Source organism: Ottowia sp. (assembly GCF_016703145.1).
Classification (GTDB): Bacteria; Pseudomonadota; Gammaproteobacteria; order Burkholderiales; family Burkholderiaceae_C; genus Ottowia.
In genome coordinates, this window is record NZ_JADJCO010000005.1 from 566552 (window position 1) to 583703 (window position 17152).

General features: G+C 70.0%; 14 protein-coding genes. 1 reads left to right on the top strand and 13 read right to left on the bottom strand.

Going from position 1 to position 17152, the window contains the following annotated elements; translation table 11 throughout:
• The first annotated feature begins 38 nt into the window (after positions 1 to 38).
• On the top strand, positions 39 to 1175 hold the full coding sequence (locus IPG65_RS15770; RefSeq protein WP_293191611.1) for an iron-containing alcohol dehydrogenase: 1137 nt from the start codon (positions 39 to 41) through the stop codon (positions 1173 to 1175).
• Between the two features lie 164 nt (positions 1176 to 1339).
• Here IPG65_RS15770 and IPG65_RS15775 read toward each other — a convergent pair whose 3' ends face one another.
• From IPG65_RS15775 to IPG65_RS15835, 13 genes are all read right to left on the bottom strand, one after another.
• A complete protein-coding gene (locus IPG65_RS15775) occupies positions 1340 to 2101 on the bottom strand; it encodes a DUF3011 domain-containing protein (RefSeq protein ID WP_293191613.1) in 762 nt (253 codons plus the stop codon).
• 51 nt (positions 2102 to 2152) lie between these two features.
• On the bottom strand, positions 2153 to 3751 hold the full coding sequence (locus IPG65_RS15780; RefSeq protein WP_293191615.1) for a gamma-glutamyltransferase family protein: 1599 nt from the start codon (positions 3749 to 3751) through the stop codon (positions 2153 to 2155).
• Between the two features lie 6 nt (positions 3752 to 3757).
• Positions 3758 to 4786: a tripartite tricarboxylate transporter substrate binding protein gene (locus IPG65_RS15785; RefSeq protein WP_293191617.1), complete on the bottom strand. Its 1029-nt coding sequence runs from the start codon at positions 4784 to 4786 to the stop codon at positions 3758 to 3760.
• Between the two features lie 136 nt (positions 4787 to 4922).
• Positions 4923 to 7322, bottom strand: coding sequence for a Tex family protein (locus IPG65_RS15790; protein ID WP_293191619.1), 2400 nt, complete (start codon positions 7320 to 7322; stop codon positions 4923 to 4925).
• Positions 7323 to 7600: 278 nt separating this feature from the next.
• Positions 7601 to 8512: an SDR family oxidoreductase gene (locus IPG65_RS15795; protein ID WP_293191621.1), complete on the bottom strand. Its 912-nt coding sequence runs from the start codon at positions 8510 to 8512 to the stop codon at positions 7601 to 7603.
• Between the two features lie 44 nt (positions 8513 to 8556).
• Positions 8557 to 9495 carry a glutathione S-transferase family protein gene (locus tag IPG65_RS15800; RefSeq protein ID WP_293191623.1) on the bottom strand — a complete coding sequence of 313 codons (939 nt, stop codon included), beginning with the start codon at positions 9493 to 9495 and terminating at the stop codon, positions 8557 to 8559.
• Between the two features lie 22 nt (positions 9496 to 9517).
• Entirely contained in the window at positions 9518 to 11164 is a 1647-nt protein-coding gene (locus tag IPG65_RS15805; protein WP_293191625.1) for an isovaleryl-CoA dehydrogenase, read from the bottom strand.
• Positions 11165 to 11253: 89 nt separating this feature from the next.
• Positions 11254 to 12270 (bottom strand): NADP-dependent oxidoreductase, encoded by a 1017-nt coding sequence (locus IPG65_RS15810; RefSeq protein ID WP_293191628.1) that lies wholly within the window; start codon positions 12268 to 12270, stop codon positions 11254 to 11256.
• An 82-nt stretch (positions 12271 to 12352) separates the two neighbouring features.
• Positions 12353 to 12772, bottom strand: coding sequence for a PaaI family thioesterase (locus tag IPG65_RS15815; protein ID WP_293191631.1), 420 nt, complete (start codon positions 12770 to 12772; stop codon positions 12353 to 12355).
• Between the two features lie 20 nt (positions 12773 to 12792).
• A complete protein-coding gene (locus tag IPG65_RS15820; protein WP_293191633.1) occupies positions 12793 to 13587 on the bottom strand; it encodes an SDR family oxidoreductase in 795 nt (264 codons plus the stop codon).
• 17 nt (positions 13588 to 13604) lie between these two features.
• Positions 13605 to 15434, bottom strand: coding sequence for an acyl-CoA dehydrogenase (locus IPG65_RS15825; RefSeq protein WP_293191635.1), 1830 nt, complete (start codon positions 15432 to 15434; stop codon positions 13605 to 13607).
• Between the two features lie 70 nt (positions 15435 to 15504).
• Entirely contained in the window at positions 15505 to 15969 is a 465-nt protein-coding gene (locus IPG65_RS15830) for a PaaI family thioesterase (RefSeq protein WP_293191637.1), read from the bottom strand.
• Between the two features lies 1 nt (position 15970).
• Complete coding sequence (locus IPG65_RS15835; RefSeq protein ID WP_293191639.1) at positions 15971 to 17146, bottom strand: acetyl-CoA C-acyltransferase; 1176 nt, start codon at positions 17144 to 17146, stop codon at positions 15971 to 15973.
• Positions 17147 to 17152: the final 6 nt, after the last annotated feature.

A 17152-nucleotide genomic window follows, 5' to 3' on the forward strand; every position in this document is an offset into this window, starting at 1 on the left:
GATCGTGAACTGATCGTAACTGCAAAGCTCCTTCCGCCATGGCCCTCATTCTGTACCTGACCCAGATCGAATTCGACTACGACGCCCTCGCCCAACTGCCGGCCCACTGCCAGCGTGTGGGCATCTCCCGCCCGCTCATCGTCACCGACGCCGGGGTGCGCGCCGCCGGCGTGCTCGACCCCGTGCTGGCGGCGCTGGGCGACCGGCCGCACGCCGTGTTCGACGCCACGCCCTCCAACCCGACCGAGGCCGCCGTGCGCGCCGCCGCCGCGCTGTATCGGCAGGAGGGCTGCGACGGTCTCATCGCCGTCGGCGGCGGCAGCGCCATCGACTGCGCCAAGGGCGTGGCCATCGCCGCCACGCACGAGGGGCCGCTCAAGACCTACGCCACCATCGAGGGCGGCTCGCCAAAGATCACCGAGGCCGTGGCGCCGCTGATCGCCGTGCCCACCACCGCCGGCACCGGCAGCGAGGTGGCGCGCGGTGCCATCGTCATCGTGGACGACGGGCGCAAGCTGGGCTTCCACAACTGGCACCTGATGCCGCGCGCCGCCATCTGCGACCCGGCGCTCACGCTCGGCCTGCCGCCCAAACTCACCGCCGCCACCGGCATGGACGCCATCGCGCACTGCATGGAAACCTTCATGGCCCCGGCCTTCAACCCGCCCGCCGACGGCATCGCGCTGGAGGGGCTGCGGCGCGGCTGGACGCACATCGAGCGCGCCACGCGGGACGGCGCCGACCGCGACGCGCGCCTGAACATGATGGCCGCCAGCATGCACGGCGCCATGGCCTTCCAGAAGGGGCTGGGCTGCGTGCACAGCTTGAGCCACAGCCTGGGCGGCATCGACCCGCGCCTGCACCACGGCACGCTGAACGCCGTCTTCCTGCCCGCCGTGATCCGCTTCAACGCCGACGCCGAAAGCGTGCGCGGCGAGCATCGCCTGGCCCGCATGGCCCAGGCCATGGGCCTGGAGGCCGGCGCCGACGTGGCCGAAGCCGTGAAGGACATGACCGCCCGCCTGGGCCTGCCCACCGGCCTGGCGGCGATGGGCGTGGGCGAGGCGCAATGGGATGCCATCATCGAACACGCCCTGCTCGACCACTGCCACAAGACCAACCCGCGCCTGGCCTCGGCCGAGGACTACCGGCGCATGCTGGCCGAGTCGATGTAGGAACGGTGCTCCGCTTGCAAAACGAAAGAGCCGCCTCCGGGCGGTTCTTTTGCGTCAGGGCCAGGAATCAAGAAAAATTGGCCTGAAACCCGCATGGATCATGCGCCATAAGCTATTAAAACAGAAGCAACCAGTGCTGGAGCGGCGCCTGTGCGGCCAACGGCTCAACGCCCCGCGAAGCGCCCGCGGCACCCCCGGCTGACCCAAAGCCGGCTGCGGCCATCGGTGCCCCACGAATAGCCTTCGCGGCACGGGCTTTCGGACAACTGCTGCACCAGGCGGGCGCGGCCCTGGCGCGCGTCCCAGGGGCAGGTGACGGTGCGCTGGCCCTCGCTGTTGCAGGTGACGGTATAGCCGCCGCCTTGCCAGTCGCCCGACCCGCCATTCCAGCCGCCGCCCGACCCGCCGCCCCAGCCGGACGTCGAGGCGAACTCGCCCCGGCAGCCGCCGCTCACCCAGACCCGGCCCGAGCGCTGGCCCCAGTTGCGGCCCTGCACGCACGCCGTCTCCGAGAGCTGGCGCACCAGTTGCGCGTCGCCGCGCGACGGCATGCTGCACTCGCGGTAGCGGTTGTCGTCGCTCTCGCAGCGCACCGTCTGCCCGTGGTAGCCCTGGCCGCCCCCGATGGGGCCGCCGCCATAGCCTTCGGCGAAGCTGCCGCGGCAGCCGTCGCGCACCCAGACCGAGCCGCGCCCCGTGCTGCCCCAGTTGCGGCCTTCGACGCAGCGGGTCTCGGACAGGTTCGCCCTCAGCACCGCCGGGCCGCGAAAGCCGGTGGCGCATTCCCGGTAATCGCCTTCCCGGCTTTCGCAGACCACCGCCCGGCCCTGGCCCGGCGGGTCGTCATAGCCCAGCTGGGCCTGGGCCAGCAGCGGCGCCAGCGCGGTGGCGGTGCTCAGGAGTGCAATGGTGGACAGGCGTGGCATGGTGGTGATCTCCTCGATGATTGATCCGCGGCCATGCTACACGGCGAGAGGCTAGAACGCCACCGCGCAGCCGTCCTTGCGCGGGTCGGAGCCGGCGATGTAGTGGTCGCCATCGCGCAGCACCAACTGCGCGCCGCCGAAGGCGAACACGCCATGGCCGTCCTCCACCGTGATGTCGTGCCCGCGCGCGCGCAGGGCCGCCACCACGGCGGCGTCGAAGGCGGGCTCCACCGCCACGCCCTTGCCGCCGGTCACGCGCCAGCGCGGCGCGTCGGCGGCGGCCTGCGGGTTCTGGCCGTGGCGCAGCACGCGCAGGGCCATCTGCAGGTGGCCCTGGCTCTGCATCGGGCCGCCCATCACGCCGAAGGCCATTTGCGGCGTGCCGTCGGCGTTCATCGCGAAGGCCGGGATGATGGTGTGCGAGGGGCGCTTGCGCGGCCCCACTTCGTTGGCATGGCCGGCCTGCGTGGTGAAGCCGGCGCCCCGATTCTGCAGGCTGATGCCGGTGTCCGGCACCACCACGCCCGAGCCGAAGCCCATGTAGTTGGACTGGATGAACGACACCATCATGCCGCTGGCATCCGCCGCGGCCAGGTACACCGTGCCGCCGGGTTGCGGCGCGCCGTAGGTGGGCAGGCTGGCTCTCTCGCGGTCGATCAACCGGGCGCGCTCCCGCAGGTAGGCTCGGTCCAGCAACTGCGCGGGGGTGACGCGCATGTGGTCGATGTCGGCGTTGTACTGGTGCAGATCGGCGAAGGCCAGCTTCATGGCCTCGATCTGCAGGTGCACGCTGTCCACGCCATCCAGCGGCTGGTCGCCGACGCCCAGCGCGTCGAGCATGCCCAGCGCCATCAGCGCGGCGATGCCCTGGCCGTTGGGCGGGATCTCGTGGACCACCGAGTCGCCGAAGGGCTGCGACACGGTGCCCACCCAGTCGGCCTGGTGCGCGGCCAGGTCGTCCTCGGTCATCACGCCACCGCAGGCGCGGGCGTGCGCGGCGATCTTCTGTGCCAGCGCGCCGCGGTAGAACGACTCGCCCATCGTCGCGGCGATCTCTTCGAGCGTGCGGGCATGGCCCTCGCTGCGGAACACCTCGCCTGCCCTGGGTGCCCGGCCGCCGGGCAGAAAGCAATCGGCGAAGCCGGGCTGCCCGCCCAGCTTCTTGCCGCCCAGGTCCCACAGCGTGGCGATGACGGGCGACACCGGGAAGCCATCGCGCGCACAGTCGATGGCGGGCTGCGCCACCTGCTCGAAAGGCAGCTTGCCGAAGCGCCGGGACAGCGCCACCCACGCCGACACGGCGCCGGGCACGGTGACGGCGTTCCAGCCTTTCTCGGGAATGCCGCCGAGCCGGGCGAAGTAGTCGGGCGTCCATGCCGCGGGCGAGCGGCCCGAGGCGTTGAGGCCGTGCAACTGTTGCCCGTCCCAGACGATGGCGAAGCCGTCGCTGCCGATGCCGCAGCCCGAAGGCTCCACCACCGTCAGCGTCATCGCGGCGGCCAGCGCCGCGTCCACCGCGTTGCCGCCGGCCAGCAGCATGCGCAGGCCGGCTTGCGCGGCCAGTGGCTGCGAGGTGCTGACCGCGTTGCGCCCCAGCACCGGCGAACGGCGCGAGGCGTAGGGGAAAGTCCAGTCCTGAATGCTTGCCATGGCGGGTTACTCCAGTGTGATGCGGTTATCCTTGATGACCTGGGCCCAGCGCGCGCTGTCGGCCCGCACCATGGCGGCGAACCGCGCCGGCGTCTGCGGCCGGGCCGGCTCCACGCCCTGCCGAGCCAGGTTGGAGGCCACCTCGGGGTTCTGGATGGCCTTGTTGAAGGCCTGGTTGATCTTGGCGGCGAGCTCCGGCTTCATCCCCGCCGGCCCGTACACGCCGAACCAGGTGACCGACGAATAGCCCGGCAGGCCGGATTCGGCCACCGTGGGCAGTTCGGGCGCGAGTGCGCTGCGCTTGTCGCCCGTCACGGCCAGCGCGCGCAGGCGGCCGCTGGCCACGTGCGGCAGGCCGGTGGGGATGGAGTCGAACAGCAGGTGCACCTGGCCGGCGGCCAGGTCGGTGATGGACTGGGCCGTGCCCTTGTACGGCACGTGGGTGAGCTGCACGCCGGCCCGCGCGGCGAAGGCGGCCGAGTTGAGGTGCACGATGGTGCCGTTGCCGCTGGTGGCGTAGTTGAGCTGGCCGGGGTGGGCTTTGGCGTGGGCGATCAGCTCCTGCACGTTCCTGGCCGGCAGCGCCGGCGTGACCAGCAGGATGCTGGCCGCGTCGGCCACGTGGGCGATGGGGGTGAAGTCCTTGTCCGCGTTGTAGGGCAGGCGCGGCATCAGGTGCGGCGAGATGGCGTGCGTGCTGCTGGTGGTGAACAGCAGCGTGTAGCCGTCGGGCGCGGCCTTGGCGGCCTCGGCCGCGCCGATGGTGCCGCCGGCGCCGGGTTTGTTGTCGATGACGAGCTGCTGGCCCAGCTCCTGCGACACGCGCTGCGCGATGACGCGCGAGACCAGGTCGGTCGCGCCGCTGGGCGGGAACGGCACGATCACCCGCACCGCGCGCGCGGGCCAGTCGGCGGCGCCCTGGGCGAATGCGCCGGTGGCCAGCGTCAGCCAGGCCAGGGCCACCAGGCCGGCTGGGCGCAAGCGGACGGAGAACGCAGGAAGAAAGGCGCGGCGGCCCAGGGGCAAGTCAGGCATGGCGGTATGAGGGTCGGGTGTGGGAAGAGCCTGAATCTTAGGCGGGATTTCCGCCGCTACAGCGGCAGCAGGCGCGCCGCGTGGGGCCGCTGCAGCCGCTCGACGTGGCGGCGCGCGGCGGGGCCGTCATCGCTGGCTACCGGGAGGACGGGCCCTTGAGCTTCTCGAACGCCGAGGCCATGGCGGTGGCGGTGGGCTGGTGGCCACCGCGCCCTGCCCCACCCGCGGGGCCCTTGCGCCCGCGCGGCGCGGACTCGAAGCGGTTCTCGCGCGGCTCGCCCGGGCGCGGGGCGGCGGTGTCCAGCTTCATGGTCAGGCTGATGCGCTTGCGCGCGGCGTCGACCTCCAGCACCTTGACCTTGACGATGTGGCCGGTCTTGACCACCTCGCGCGCGTCGCCGACGAAGCGGTGGGCCAACTGGCTGACGTGCACCAGCCCGTCCTGGTGCACGCCCAGGTCCACGAAGGCGCCGAACTGCGCGACGTTGCTGACGGTGCCTTCGAGCACCATGCCTTCCTGCAGATCCTTGATGTCTTCCACGCCGTCGTTGAAGCGCGCCACCTTGAAGTCGGGGCGCGGGTCGCGGCCGGGCTTTTCCAGCTCGGCCAGGATGTCCTTGACGGTGACGGCGCCGAACTGGGGCGTGGCGAACTGCTCGGGCTTGAGCCCTTTCAGCAGCTCGCCCCGGCCCATGATCTGGCCGATGGGCTGGCCGGTCTTGACGATGATCTGCTCGACCACCGGGTAGGTCTCGGGGTGCACGCCGGTCACATCCAGCGGGTTGTCGCCGCCGCGAATGCGCAAGAAGCCCGCGCTCTGCTCGAAGGTCTTGGGCCCCAGGCCGCTGACTTCGAGCAACTGCTGGCGATCGCGGAAGGCGCCGTGCTGCTCGCGCCAGCGCACCACCGCCCTGGCCACCGTGCCCGACAGTCCCGACACGCGCGCCAGCAGCGGCGCGCTGGCGGTGTTCAGGTCCACGCCGACGCCGTTGACGCAGTCCTCCACCACGGCGCCCAGCGTGCGCGCCAGCTCGCTCTGGTTCACGTCGTGCTGGTACTGGCCGACGCCGATGCTCTTGGGGTCGATCTTGACCAGCTCGGCCAGCGGGTCCTGCAGGCGGCGCGCGATGCTGGCGGCGCCGCGCAGGCTCACGTCCACGTCGGGCAGTTCCTGGCTGGCGTATTCGCTGGCTGAGTAGACGGAGGCGCCGGCTTCGCTGATAACTATCTTTTCGATAGCTGCTGGCACTTTATCCACGCCAGCCAGAGCCGCTTTTTGCACCAATTTGATCAAATCGGCCGCCAGTTTGTCGGTTTCGCGGCTGGCGGTGCCATTGCCGATGGCGATGAGCCGCACGCCGTGCTTGTCGACGAGCTTGGCCAGCGTGTGCAGGCTGCCGTCCCAGTCCTTGCGCGGCTCGTGCGGGTAGACGGTGGCCGTCTCGACCAGCTTGCCCGTGGCATCGCAGACGGCCACCTTCACGCCGGTGCGGATGCCGGGGTCGAGCCCCATCACCACCTTCTGGCCGGCCGGCGCTGCCAGCAGCAGGTCGCGCAGGTTGTCGGCGAAGACCTTGATGGCCACGGCCTCGGCGGCCTCGCGCAGGCGGGCGAATAAATCACGCTCGGTCGAGAGGCTGAGCTTGACGCGCCAGGTCCAGGCCACGCACTTGCGCAGCAGGTCGTCGGCCGGGCGGCCTTGGTGCGACCAGCCCAGGTGCAGGGCGACGCGGCCTTCGGCGAGGCTGGGCGCCGCTCCTGGTTGAATAGCTTCCGGCACACTATCCACGCTGGGTAGAGCCAGTTTTGCCTCCAGAATCTCCAGTTGCCGGCCGCGGAATACCGCCAGCGCGCGGTGCGAGGGCACGCGGCCGATGGGCTCGTCGTAGTCGAAGTAGTCGCGGAACTTGGCGACCTCGGGGTCGTTCTCGTTCTTGCCGGCGGCCAGTTTGCTTTGCAGCAGGCCCTCGGCCCACAGCCATTCGCGCAGCGACTGCACCAGCGCGGCGTCCTCGGCCCAGCGCTCGCTCAGGATGTCGCGCACGCCATCCAGCACGGCGGGCACGGTGGTGAAGTCCTCGCCGCCCTCCCCTTTCTCGTTTTTGACGAAGACTTGCGCTTCGGCCCGCGGGTCGCGCGCGGGGTCGATCCACAGCAGGTCGGCCAGCGGTTCAATGCCGAACTCGCGCGCGATCTGGCCCTTGGTGCGGCGCCTGGGCTTGTAGGGCAGGTACAGGTCTTCCAGCTCCTGCTTGGTCGGCGCGGCTTCAATCGCGGCGCGCAGCTCTGGCGTGAGCTTGCCCTGTTCGTCAATGCTTTTCAGCACGGCGGCGCGGCGATCGTGCAGTTCGCGCAGGTAGCCCAGGCGCGCCTCCAGCTCGCGCATCCGCACGTCGTCCAGGCCGCCGGTGGCCTCCTTGCGGTAGCGGGCGATGAAGGGCACGGTGGCGCCGCCGTCCAGCAGGTCGATGGCAGCCTGCACCTGCGCTGCGCGGACTTTCAGCTCGGACGCGATCTGGGACGTGATGTGCTGCATGGGGTCATGGCGCTCGCCGCCTCCAAAAGTCAGCCGGCGCCCATCGAAAAAACGGGCGAGTGTGCCACACGCCCGGCGCCGAGCGGGGCGCTACGCGGCCAACGTCCCGCCCTCCCAGCGCGCGGCCTGCAGGCGCGCCAGCGGTACCAGCAACAGCACGCAACAACAGGCGACGCCAGAGTGATCAGCGGATCACGCGCTGGATTTCAGGTGTTTTCAGGCGCGTGCCCGCGCTGGATCCATGCTGAAAGCTATCACCAATGAAGCAAACAAGCTTCTCAGGCCCCGCGCAGTTGCGCGCGCAGCTTGGCGCCCACTTCCGGGGCCTCCAGGAAGGGATCGGCCGGGTTCTGGATGGCGACGATGTTCTGCATGCGGCTGGTGATGTTGCCCAGCGCCCTGGGGCTTTCGTGGCTGAAGACGTAGAACTGGTTGTCGCTGATGGCCTTGAAGACCTTGTGCGCCACCTCGGCCGCGGTGACCTTGCCGCTGGTGACGGCCTTCTCGGTCATGGCCTGGCCGATGAGCTGGCTCTTGGTGAGTTCGCCCTGCCGCAGCGCGTTGGGACGGTTGCGCTCGCTGTGGGTGATGCCAGTGGGCACGAAGTACGGGCACAGCAGGCTGGCGCCGACCTGATCGGTGACCAGGTTCAGGTCCTGGTACATCGTCTCCGTCAGGCTCACCACGGCCGCCTTGGCGGCGTTGTAGATGCCCATGTTGGGCGGCGTCAGCAGGCCGGCCATGCTGGCGGTGTTGGTGACGTGACCGCGGTACGACGGGTCCTGGGCGGCGGCTTCCAGCATCATGGGCACGAACAGGCGCACGCCGTGGATCACGCCCCACAGGTCCACGCCCAGCACCCAATCCCAGTCGGCGACGGTGTTTTCCCACACCAGCCCGCCGTGGCCCACGCCGGCGTTGTTGAAGACGAAATGCGGCGCGCCGAAGCGTTCCTTGACGGCGGCGGCGAGCTGCTCCATCTGCTCGGCGCTGGAGACGTCCACGCGGCGCGCCATCACCTCGGCGCCGGTGGCCTTCATCTCGGCCTCGGCCTGGTCGAGCGCGTCTTGCTGCACGTCCACCAGCACCAGGTTCATGCCCAGCGCGGCCCCAATGCGCGCGCACTCGAGGCCGAAGCCGGAGCCTGCGCCGGTGAGCACGGCGGTCTTGCCTTGGAAGTCCTGGATCATGGTTGGCGTTCCTTTTGTGGTTTGTCGAATGTCGGTGGGAAGGTTCAGGCGTCGGCCCGGCGCAGCACGTAGCCGATGCGCGGGAAGTGCACGTGCACCGTGCCGGCGCGCGGGTCGGTGCGCTCCAGCGTGTAGTGCGTGCGGGTGGCGGCGACCAGGGTGCCTTCGGTGGCTTCGGGGCCGAAGCTCTCGCCGGCCACGGTGACCGGAGTGCCCAGCGGGATGCCGTGGTCGTCCTGGAAGGTGCTGTCGGTGAGCAGCGTGTGGGGCGTGGATTGCGCGGCGATGGCGATGGCGGTGGCCGAATCGGTTTCGGCCGGGTTGCCGTGGCCGATGGCGGCCATGCGCTCCAGCCAGGCCGCCACGGCCGGCGTCTGCTCCAGGATGCCGGCCATCGACGGCGTGCGCGTGCGGGTGAACCACAGTGGGTGGTAGCAGGCGAAGTCGGCCACGCAGGGCGCATCGCCCAGCAGGTAGCACTGGCCGTCCAACATGTCGGACAGGCGGCGCAGGTAGGAGCGGTAGGCGCCCGCGGCATCGCCGGGGCGCAGGCGCACCATGTTCGTGCTCATGGCGCGGCGGTCGTCGGCGAAGGACTTGGCCAGTTGGGGCGGCGCCTGGCCAAAAAGGTCGCCCAGGCCCCTGGGCGAGAAGCTGTACGCCATGGCCGCCCAGAACAGCGTGCCGTCGGCCCACTGCGCCACGGTGCGCGCCAGGCCCTTGCCCGGTTCGGGGTACAGCGCGGGCGCGGGCTGCAGGTGCTCCAGCACGTCGCAGATGAGCAGCGTGTCGCAATAGAGGTCGGCACCGACCTGCAGCACGGGCGTCTTGCGGTAGCCGCCGGTGAGCGCCGTCAGGTCGGGCTTGGGCATCACCTGCGGGATGATGACCGAGCGCCAGGGCAGCTTCTTGTAGCCCAGGACGGTGCGGATCTTCTCGGCGAAGGGCGAGGTGGGGTAGTGGTGCAGGATCAGGTCGGCCATGGCGGCTCCTTGGTTCAGGATGTCAGCGGGGCATGGCCCGCGCGATGATGGCGTCGGCATCGACGCCGGCGCCCAGCGTGCCGAAGGCGTGGCCCCAGTCGCCGCCCAGGCGCGAGGCGCAGAAGGCATCGTGCACCGCGGCTGGCGCGCCCTGCGTCAGCAGGGCGGCCTGCACGGCCAGGGCCACATCCCGCGCGAGGCGGCGCGCCTCCATTTCGGTGGCCATGGCGTCGACTCGCGCGGGCAGCGCGTCGGCCAGCCGGTCGAGCGCGGCGTGCTGGCCGCGCGCGGGGGCCAGCTCTTTCGCCAGCGCGGCCGCGGCGTCGCCCTTGCGCAGGCCGCGCAGCAGGTCCAGCGCCATGATGTTGCCGGCGCCTTCCCAGATGGAGTTGAGCGGCATCTCGCGGTAGACGCGCGCCATCACGCCTTCGCCGCCCTCCTCCACGTAGCCGTTGCCGCCCAGGCATTCCATCGCCTCCTGCGCCAGGTGGCTGCCGCGCTTGCAGATCCAGAACTTGGCGACCGGCGTGAGCAGGCGGGCCATCAGGCGCTCGTGCTCGTCGTCCTGATGGTCGAAGGCGCGCGCGAGGCGGATGGCCAGCGCCGTGGCCGCCTCGCTTTCGAGGGCGATGTCGGCCAGCACGTTCTTCATGAGCGGCTGCTCGATGAGCGGCTTGCCGAAGGCGCTGCGCTGCGACGTGTGGTTCAGCGCCAGCGCCACGGCCTGGCGCATCAGGCCGCTGGTGCCCAGCGCGCAGTCCAGCCGGGTCATGGTGCCCATCTCGAGGATCTGCGGCACGCCGCGCCCTTCGTCGCCCACCAGCCAGGCGCTGGCGCCGTGGAATTCGACCTCGGAACTCGCGTTGGCCTTGTTGCCCAGCTTGTCCTTCAACCGCTGGATGCGGATGGCGTTCAGGCTGCCATCGGGCAACACGCGCGGCAGGAAGAAGCACGTGAGGCCGGCCGGCGCCTGCGCCAGCACCAGGAAGGCGTCGCACATGGGCGCCGAGAAGAACCACTTGTGGCCGGTGATCTCGTAGCGCTCGCCCCAGGCGTCGCTGCCGGTGCGCACGGCCCGCGTGGTGTTGGCCCGCACGTCGGAGCCGCCCTGCTTCTCGGTCATGCCCATGCCCATCGTCACACCGGGCTTGTCGCGGTAGAGCTTGAGCTGCGGGTCGTAGGCCCGGCTTTGCAGCAGCGGCGCCCATTCGCCGTAAATGGCCGCGTTGCCGCGCAGGCCGGGCGTGACGGCGTAGGTCATCGAGATCGGGCACAGCATCGAGGGCTCCAGCTCGGTGAAGAGCATGAAGCCGGCCGCGCGCAGCACGTGGGGCGAGGCGCCCTCACCCGTCCAAGGCGTGCCGTGCAGGCCGGCGCCGATGGCGGCCTGCATCAGCGCGTGGTAGCTGGGGTGGAACTCCACCGTGTCGATGCGCCGGCCGAAGCGGTCGTGCGTGTGCAGTTGGGGCGCGTGCACGTTGGCGAGCCGCGCGTGCGCCTGCATCCCGGCGGTGCCGAGGATGTCGCCGAGATCGTGCAATGCGGCCGTCTGCAGCGAAGGCGCATTGAGCTTCACCGCATCGCGCAGCGCGCGGTTCGTCTCGAACAAGTTGTAGTCCACCAGCGGCGCGGGCTGGTTGAAGACTTCATGGGTTGTGACGCTGTTCATGGGCGCGGCCTCCAATCGATGCTCCGGAAACACCGCAGGGACCAGCATGGCCGAAGCCGCTGGCGTGGCCCGCGGTCGCGGGGGCGGGCTCAGACCAGCTTGACGAGCTGCTTGCCGAAGTTCCTGCCCTTGAGCAGGCCCAGGAAGGCCTCGGGCGCCGACTCGATGCCCTGCGCGATGGATTCGCGCGGACGCAGCTTGCCGCTGCCCACCAGCGCGCCCAGCTCCTTCAGCGCCTCGGGCCACACTTCCATGTGCTCGCTGACGATGAAGCCTTCGAGCTTGACGCGGTTGACCAGCAGCAGCGCCGGGTTGGCCAGCGGCAGCGGCTGGCCGTCGTAGCCGGCGATCATGCCGCACAGCGCGATGCGGGCGAAGGCGTTCAAGCGCAGCAGCACGGCGTCGAGGATGTAGCCGCCGACGTTCTCGAAGTAGCCGTCGATGCCCTTGGGGCAGGCTTCCTTGAGCGCCTTGCTCATGCTTTTCACGTCGGGGTGTTGGCGGTAGTCGATGCAGGCGTCGAAGCCCAGCTCCTCCGTCACGTACTTGCACTTGTCGGCGCCGCCGGCGATGCCGATGGCCCGGCAGCCGCGCGCCTTGGCCAGCGCACCGAAGGCGCTGCCCACCGCGCCCGAGGCCGCGGTGATGACGACCGTCTCGCCTTCCTTGGGCGCGATGATCTTGACCAGCCCGTACCAGGCCGTGACGCCCGGCATGCCGACGGCGCCGAGGTAGTGCGACAGCGGCACGTGGGTGGTGTCCACCTTCTTGAGCATGCCGGGCTGGCCGGCATCGACCACGCTGTATTCCTGCCAGCCGCCGAAGCCCGCCACCTTGTCGCCCGCGGCGTACTTGGGATGGCGGCTCTCGACCACCTCGCCCACCGTGCCGCCCTGGAACACCTCGCCCACCGGCTGGCTGGCGGCGTAGCTCTTGGAGTCGTTCATGCGGCCGCGCATGTACGGGTCCAGGCTCAGGTAGTGGTGGCGCACCAGCACCTGGCCGTCGGCCAGCGCGGGCGTGTCGTTGCTGACCAACTTGAAGTTGGCCGCGGTGGCTTCGCCCACGGGGCGGTTGTCGAGAAGGATCTGGCGATTGGTGGGCATGAGGTTCTCCTGTGGACTACGAAATCAATAGCTGTTGGCGCAGCACCCATGCGGGCTTTCGCCATTTTTCCTTCAAATTCATTCAATCCGTCGGCACGGACTGCTGCGCGCGCGGCACGTACTTGAAGGTGCCGGTGGACTGCGCGCACAACCGGCCCTCGGGGTCGAACAGCGAACCTTCGACGAAGGCCATGGTACGCGTGCGGTGCAGCAGCCGGCCACGCCCGACGAGGGCTGCGCTCGGCAGCGCTGGCGCGGGGCGCATGAAGCTGGTCTTCATCTCGATGGTGACCACGCCCGAGTCCTGTTGCACGCTGCGCGCGGCGGTGGCCATGACGACGTCGAGAAAGGTCATCACCGCGCCGCCGTGCGTGACGTGGAACGAGTTGCGGTGCTCGGGCCGCGGCGCGAAGTGCAGCGTCGATTCGCCGTCCTCGAAGCGCTCCAGCGTGAAGCCGAGGTGGTGGACGAACGGGATGGCGGCGCCGAACTCGAGGCTCATGATGCAGGGCCCCTGCCGGCTCAGGCCGCGCCCAGCACCACGCTGGTGCCGCCGTCCACCGCGAGCCACTGGCCGGTGATGTGCTTGCCCGCGTCGCTGGCGTACAGCAGCGCTAGGCCCTTCAGGTCCTCGTCGTCGCCCAGTCGCCCCAGCGGGGCGCCGGCCTTCATCTTGTCCTCGCCCAGGATGTCGATCAGGCCGGAGGCCATCTTGGTGCGGAAGAAGCCCGGGCAGATGGCGTTGACGGTGATGCCGTAATGGCCCCACTCGGCCGCCAGCGTGCGGGTGAAGCCGATGACTGCGGTCTTGGAGGTGTTGTAGGCCAGCGTCTTCATGTCCACCGGGTTGCCGTTCAGGCCGGCGATGGAGGCGACGTTGATGATGCGCCCGGTCTTCTTCGGGATCATGTAGCCCCTGGCGACCTGCTGGCTGAGGATGAAGTAGCCGCGCACATTGAGGTTCATCACCTTGTCCCAGGCGGCCACGGGATGCTCCTCGGCCGGGGCGCCCCAGCTCGCGCCGGCGTTGTTGACCAGGATGTCCACCGCGCCCATGCGCTCCAGCGTCTCGTCGGCCAGGCGGCGGGTATCGGCCTCGTTGGCGCAGTCGGCGGCGATCCAGCGCGCGTCGATGCCGGCGGCCTGCAACTCGGCGGCGGCCTGCTCCAGATCTTCGGCCTTGCGCGAGCTGAGCATGACGCGCGCGCCGGCCTCGCCCAGCGCATGGGCCATTTGCAGGCCCAGGCCGCGCGAGCCGCCGGTGATGAGGGCGGTCTTGCCGCTCAGGTCGAACAGTTGTTGAACGGTACGGGTCATGGCGGGTTGATCCTTTGTCAGAACGCTTCTTCGGGCAGTTGGGCGCAGGTCATGTCGCGCGACTCGACCACGCGCAGCCAGGCGTCGATCTTGGGCAGTTCGTAGCGGAAGAAATAGGCCGTGGCCCCCGCCACGCCTGCGCTGAACGCTTCATTTTTGGAAGCAGCGTCGATCAGCGCCAGGTCCAGCCAGACCCAGGCGATGACGACGTGGCCGAACGCCTGCATGTAGGGCACGGCGTTGGCCAGCGCCTCGGCGGGGTTGCTGCTGGCCCAGGCCGCCTGGGTGGCGCTGCCCACGCGCGCCAGCGCGGCCGCCAGGGCGTTGGCGTGGCCGGCCAGGGCCGGCTGCCGCAGCGCGCGCTCGATGGTGGCGTTGATGCGCCCAGCCAGCAGCGTGAGGCCGCGGCCGCCTTCCATCAGCACCTTGCGGCCCAGCAGGTCCATGCCCTGGATGCCGTGCGTGCCTTCGTGGATCATGTTCAGGCGGTTGTCGCGCCAGTACTGTTCCACGGGGAAGTCGCGCGTGTAGCCGTAGCCGCCGTGGATCTGGATCGCCAGGCTGTTGGCTTCCAGGCAGTTCTCGCTCGGCCAGCTCTTGGCGATGGGGGTGAGCACCTCCAGCAGCAGGCGCGCCTCGTCGGACTGCTCGGGCGAGCCGGTGTGCTGCTCGTCCACCAGCCGCGCGCAGTACATGAGCAGCGCCAGCGCGCCTTCGCAATAGCTTTTCTGAGCCAGCAGCATGCGCCGGATGTCGGCGTGTTCGATCAGGCGCACCTGCGGCTGGGCCGGGTCCTTGCCGGCGGGGCCGATGGGGCGGCCCTGTGGACGCGTCTTGGCGTAGTCGAGCGAGGCCTCGTAGCCGGCCAGGCCCAGCATGGTGGCGGCCATGCCGATGGCGATGCGGGCCTCGTTCATCATGTGGAACATGCACCGGAGGCCCTCGCCCGGCTTGCCCACGAGGTAGCCGATGGCGCCCGGCTGCCCGTCCACCTTGAACTGGCCTTCACCAAAGTTGAGTAGCGTATTGGTGGTGCCGCGCCAGCCGAGCTTGTGGTTCAGGCCCGCCAGCGCCACGTCGTTGCGCACGCCGGTGAGGTTGCCCTCGGCATCGACCAGCTTCTTGGGCACGATGAACAGCGAAATGCCCTTGACGCCCGGCGGCAGCTTGCCGTCGGCGCCGGGAATCTTGGCCAGGACGAGGTGGACGATGTTCTCGGTCAGCTCGTGCTCGCCGGAGGAGATCCACATCTTGTTGCCCTTGAGGCGGTAGCGGGGGCCCAGCGGGTCGCCCTCGTCCTCCAGCACGGCGCGGGTGGCCACGTCGCTCAAGCTGGAGCCGGCCTGCGGCTCGCTCAGGCACATGGTGCCGGCCCAGCGGCCGTTGAACTCGTTGGCGGCGAAGACGGCTTTCTGCAGCGCGGTGCCGTGCGCCATCAGCAGGTTGGCGTTGCCCACGGTGAGCAGGTTGGAGCTGATGCTGATGGACGCCTTGCCGAAGAAGGCGTTGGCCGCCGCCTCGGCCAGGTAGGGCAGCTGCATGCCGCCGTGCGCGTGGTCCTGCGCGGCGGACAGCATGCCGGAGTCGGCGTAGGCCTGGCGGGCGTCGTGCGTGGCCCGCGGCAGCACCACGCGCAGGCTGCCGTCGGGCGCCTGCTCGGTGCGCGGCTCCTGGGTATCGACCAGGCGATTGAAGGGCGCGTACTTCTCGCGCGCGATGCGCTCGCAGGTGTCCATCACCGCGTCGAAGGTCTCGCGCGAGTGCTCGGCGAAACGCGGGCGCTGGGTGAGCGATTCGGCGTCCAGCCAGTCGTAGAGAAGAAAGTCGAGGGTAGAGCGCAAACCCATGATGTTTATGAAGAAAAAATGGCCAGATTCCCGCGTGGAATATACGCCGATAGCTATGAATAAAGTAGCGCTAAGGCGCTTTGGCAGGCAACGCCGTGATGGTGCCCTGGGCGACGGCGCACAGCTTCTCGGCACCGCCATCGACCACGAACACGTCACAGCGGCACACCGCCTGCGTGCGGCCCACGTGCTCGGCCCGCGCGCGGGCGATCAAGCGTTCGCCGATGGCCGGGCGCACGTAGTTGATTTTGAACTCGGACGTCACCACCGGCACGCGCAGCGCGGTGCCGCCAGCGTAGGTCAGGGCATTGTCGGCGGCGTAGCAGACCACGCCGCCATGCACGAAGCCATGCTGCTGCTTGACGTGGTCGGTGACCGGCACGTGCAGTTCGCAGGCGCCAGACGACAGCGCCGCCAGCTCGGCGCCGATCAGCACGCTGAAGGGTTGCTGGGCCAACACCTCGCGGCCCATCCGCAGGAACGCCTGCGGCGACACCGCTACCGGCGGCGCGCCACCCTCCTCGCGCCGCGGCATGTCACAGCACTTCGAAGATGCCCGCGGCGCCCATGCCGCCGCCGATGCACATGGTCACCGCCACGCGCTTGGCGCCACGCCGCTTGCCTTCGATCAGGGCGTGGCCGGTCAGGCGCTGGCCGCTCACGCCGTAGGGGTGGCCCACGGCGATGGCGCCGCCGTTGACGTTCAGGCGGTCGGCGGGGATGCCCAGCTTGTCGCGGCAGTAGATCACCTGCACGGCGAAGGCTTCGTTCAGCTCCCACAGGTCGATGTCGCTGACCTTCAGGCCGAGCTTGTTCAGCACCTTGGGCACGGCGAACACGGGGCCGATGCCCATCTCGTCCGGCTCGCAGCCGGCCACGGCGAAGCCCAGGAAGCGGCCCAGGGGCTTGAGGCCCTTGCGGGCGACTTCATCCTCGTGCATGACCACGCAGGCGCCGGCGCCGTCGGAAAACTGGCTGGCGTTGCCGGCCGAGATCAGGCCGCCCGGCAGCGCGGGCTTGATGCCGCTGATGCCTTCCTTGGTGGTGCCTTCGCGGATGCCCTCGTCCTTGCCGCAGGTGACCTGTTTGGTGCGCAGGCCCAGCACCGGGTCGGCCACGCCGGCGGTGACGGTGATGGGGGCGATCTCGGCGTCGAACAGCCCGGCGGCCTGCGCCGCGCTGGCCTTCTGCTGGCTGGCGGCGCCGTACTCGTCCATGGCGTCGCGGCCGATGTTGTAGCGCTTGGCCACCAGCTCGGCGGTCTGCAGCATGCTCCAGTAGATGGCGGGCACCTTGGCCGCCAGGGCCGGGTCGGCCAGCATGTGCTGGTTCATTTCCTGCTGCACGCAGGAGATGCTCTCCACGCCGCCGGCCACGAACACGTTGGCCTCGCCGGCGATGATGCGCTGCGCCGCCAGCGCGATGGTCTGCAGGCCGGAGGAGCAGAAGCGGTTGACGGTCATGCCGGAGGTGGTGACCGGGCAGCCGGCCATCAGCGCGATCTGGCGGCCGATGTTGGCACCGGTGGCGCCCTCGGGGTTGGCGCAGCCCATGATCACGTCGTCCACTTCGCCGGCGTCGATGCCGGCGCGGGCGATGGCGTGCTGAACCGCGTGGCCGCCCAGGGTGGCGCCGTGGGTCATGTTGAAGGCGCCTTTCCAGCTCTTGGCGAGTGGCGTGCGGGCGGTGGAAACGATGAGGGCCGAGGTCATGGGGTG

What these genes read in the sequence shown, in the direction of transcription:
- IPG65_RS15825 (WP_293191635.1), bottom strand. Translation starts at nt 15,434, where the DNA reads ATGGGTTTGCGCTCTACCCTCGACTTTCTTCTCTACGACTGGCTGGAC.
- IPG65_RS15785 (WP_293191617.1), bottom strand. Translation starts at nt 4,786, where the DNA reads ATGCCTGACTTGCCCCTGGGCCGCCGCGCCTTTCTTCCTGCGTTCTCC.
- IPG65_RS15790 (WP_293191619.1), bottom strand. Translation starts at nt 7,322, where the DNA reads ATGCAGCACATCACGTCCCAGATCGCGTCCGAGCTGAAAGTCCGCGCA.
- IPG65_RS15800 (WP_293191623.1), bottom strand. Translation starts at nt 9,495, where the DNA reads ATGGCCGACCTGATCCTGCACCACTACCCCACCTCGCCCTTCGCCGAG.
- IPG65_RS15830 (WP_293191637.1), bottom strand. Translation starts at nt 15,969, where the DNA reads ATGCCGCGGCGCGAGGAGGGTGGCGCGCCGCCGGTAGCGGTGTCGCCG.
- IPG65_RS15795 (WP_293191621.1), bottom strand. Translation starts at nt 8,512, where the DNA reads ATGATCCAGGACTTCCAAGGCAAGACCGCCGTGCTCACCGGCGCAGGC.
- IPG65_RS15775 (WP_293191613.1), bottom strand. Translation starts at nt 2,101, where the DNA reads ATGCCACGCCTGTCCACCATTGCACTCCTGAGCACCGCCACCGCGCTG.
- IPG65_RS15810 (WP_293191628.1), bottom strand. Translation starts at nt 12,270, where the DNA reads ATGCCCACCAATCGCCAGATCCTTCTCGACAACCGCCCCGTGGGCGAA.
- IPG65_RS15835 (WP_293191639.1), bottom strand. Translation starts at nt 17,146, where the DNA reads ATGACCTCGGCCCTCATCGTTTCCACCGCCCGCACGCCACTCGCCAAG.
- IPG65_RS15780 (WP_293191615.1), bottom strand. Translation starts at nt 3,751, where the DNA reads ATGGCAAGCATTCAGGACTGGACTTTCCCCTACGCCTCGCGCCGTTCG.
- IPG65_RS15770 (WP_293191611.1), top strand. Translation starts at nt 39, where the DNA reads ATGGCCCTCATTCTGTACCTGACCCAGATCGAATTCGACTACGACGCC.
- IPG65_RS15815 (WP_293191631.1), bottom strand. Translation starts at nt 12,772, where the DNA reads ATGAGCCTCGAGTTCGGCGCCGCCATCCCGTTCGTCCACCACCTCGGC.
- IPG65_RS15805 (WP_293191625.1), bottom strand. Translation starts at nt 11,164, where the DNA reads ATGAACAGCGTCACAACCCATGAAGTCTTCAACCAGCCCGCGCCGCTG.
- IPG65_RS15820 (WP_293191633.1), bottom strand. Translation starts at nt 13,587, where the DNA reads ATGACCCGTACCGTTCAACAACTGTTCGACCTGAGCGGCAAGACCGCC.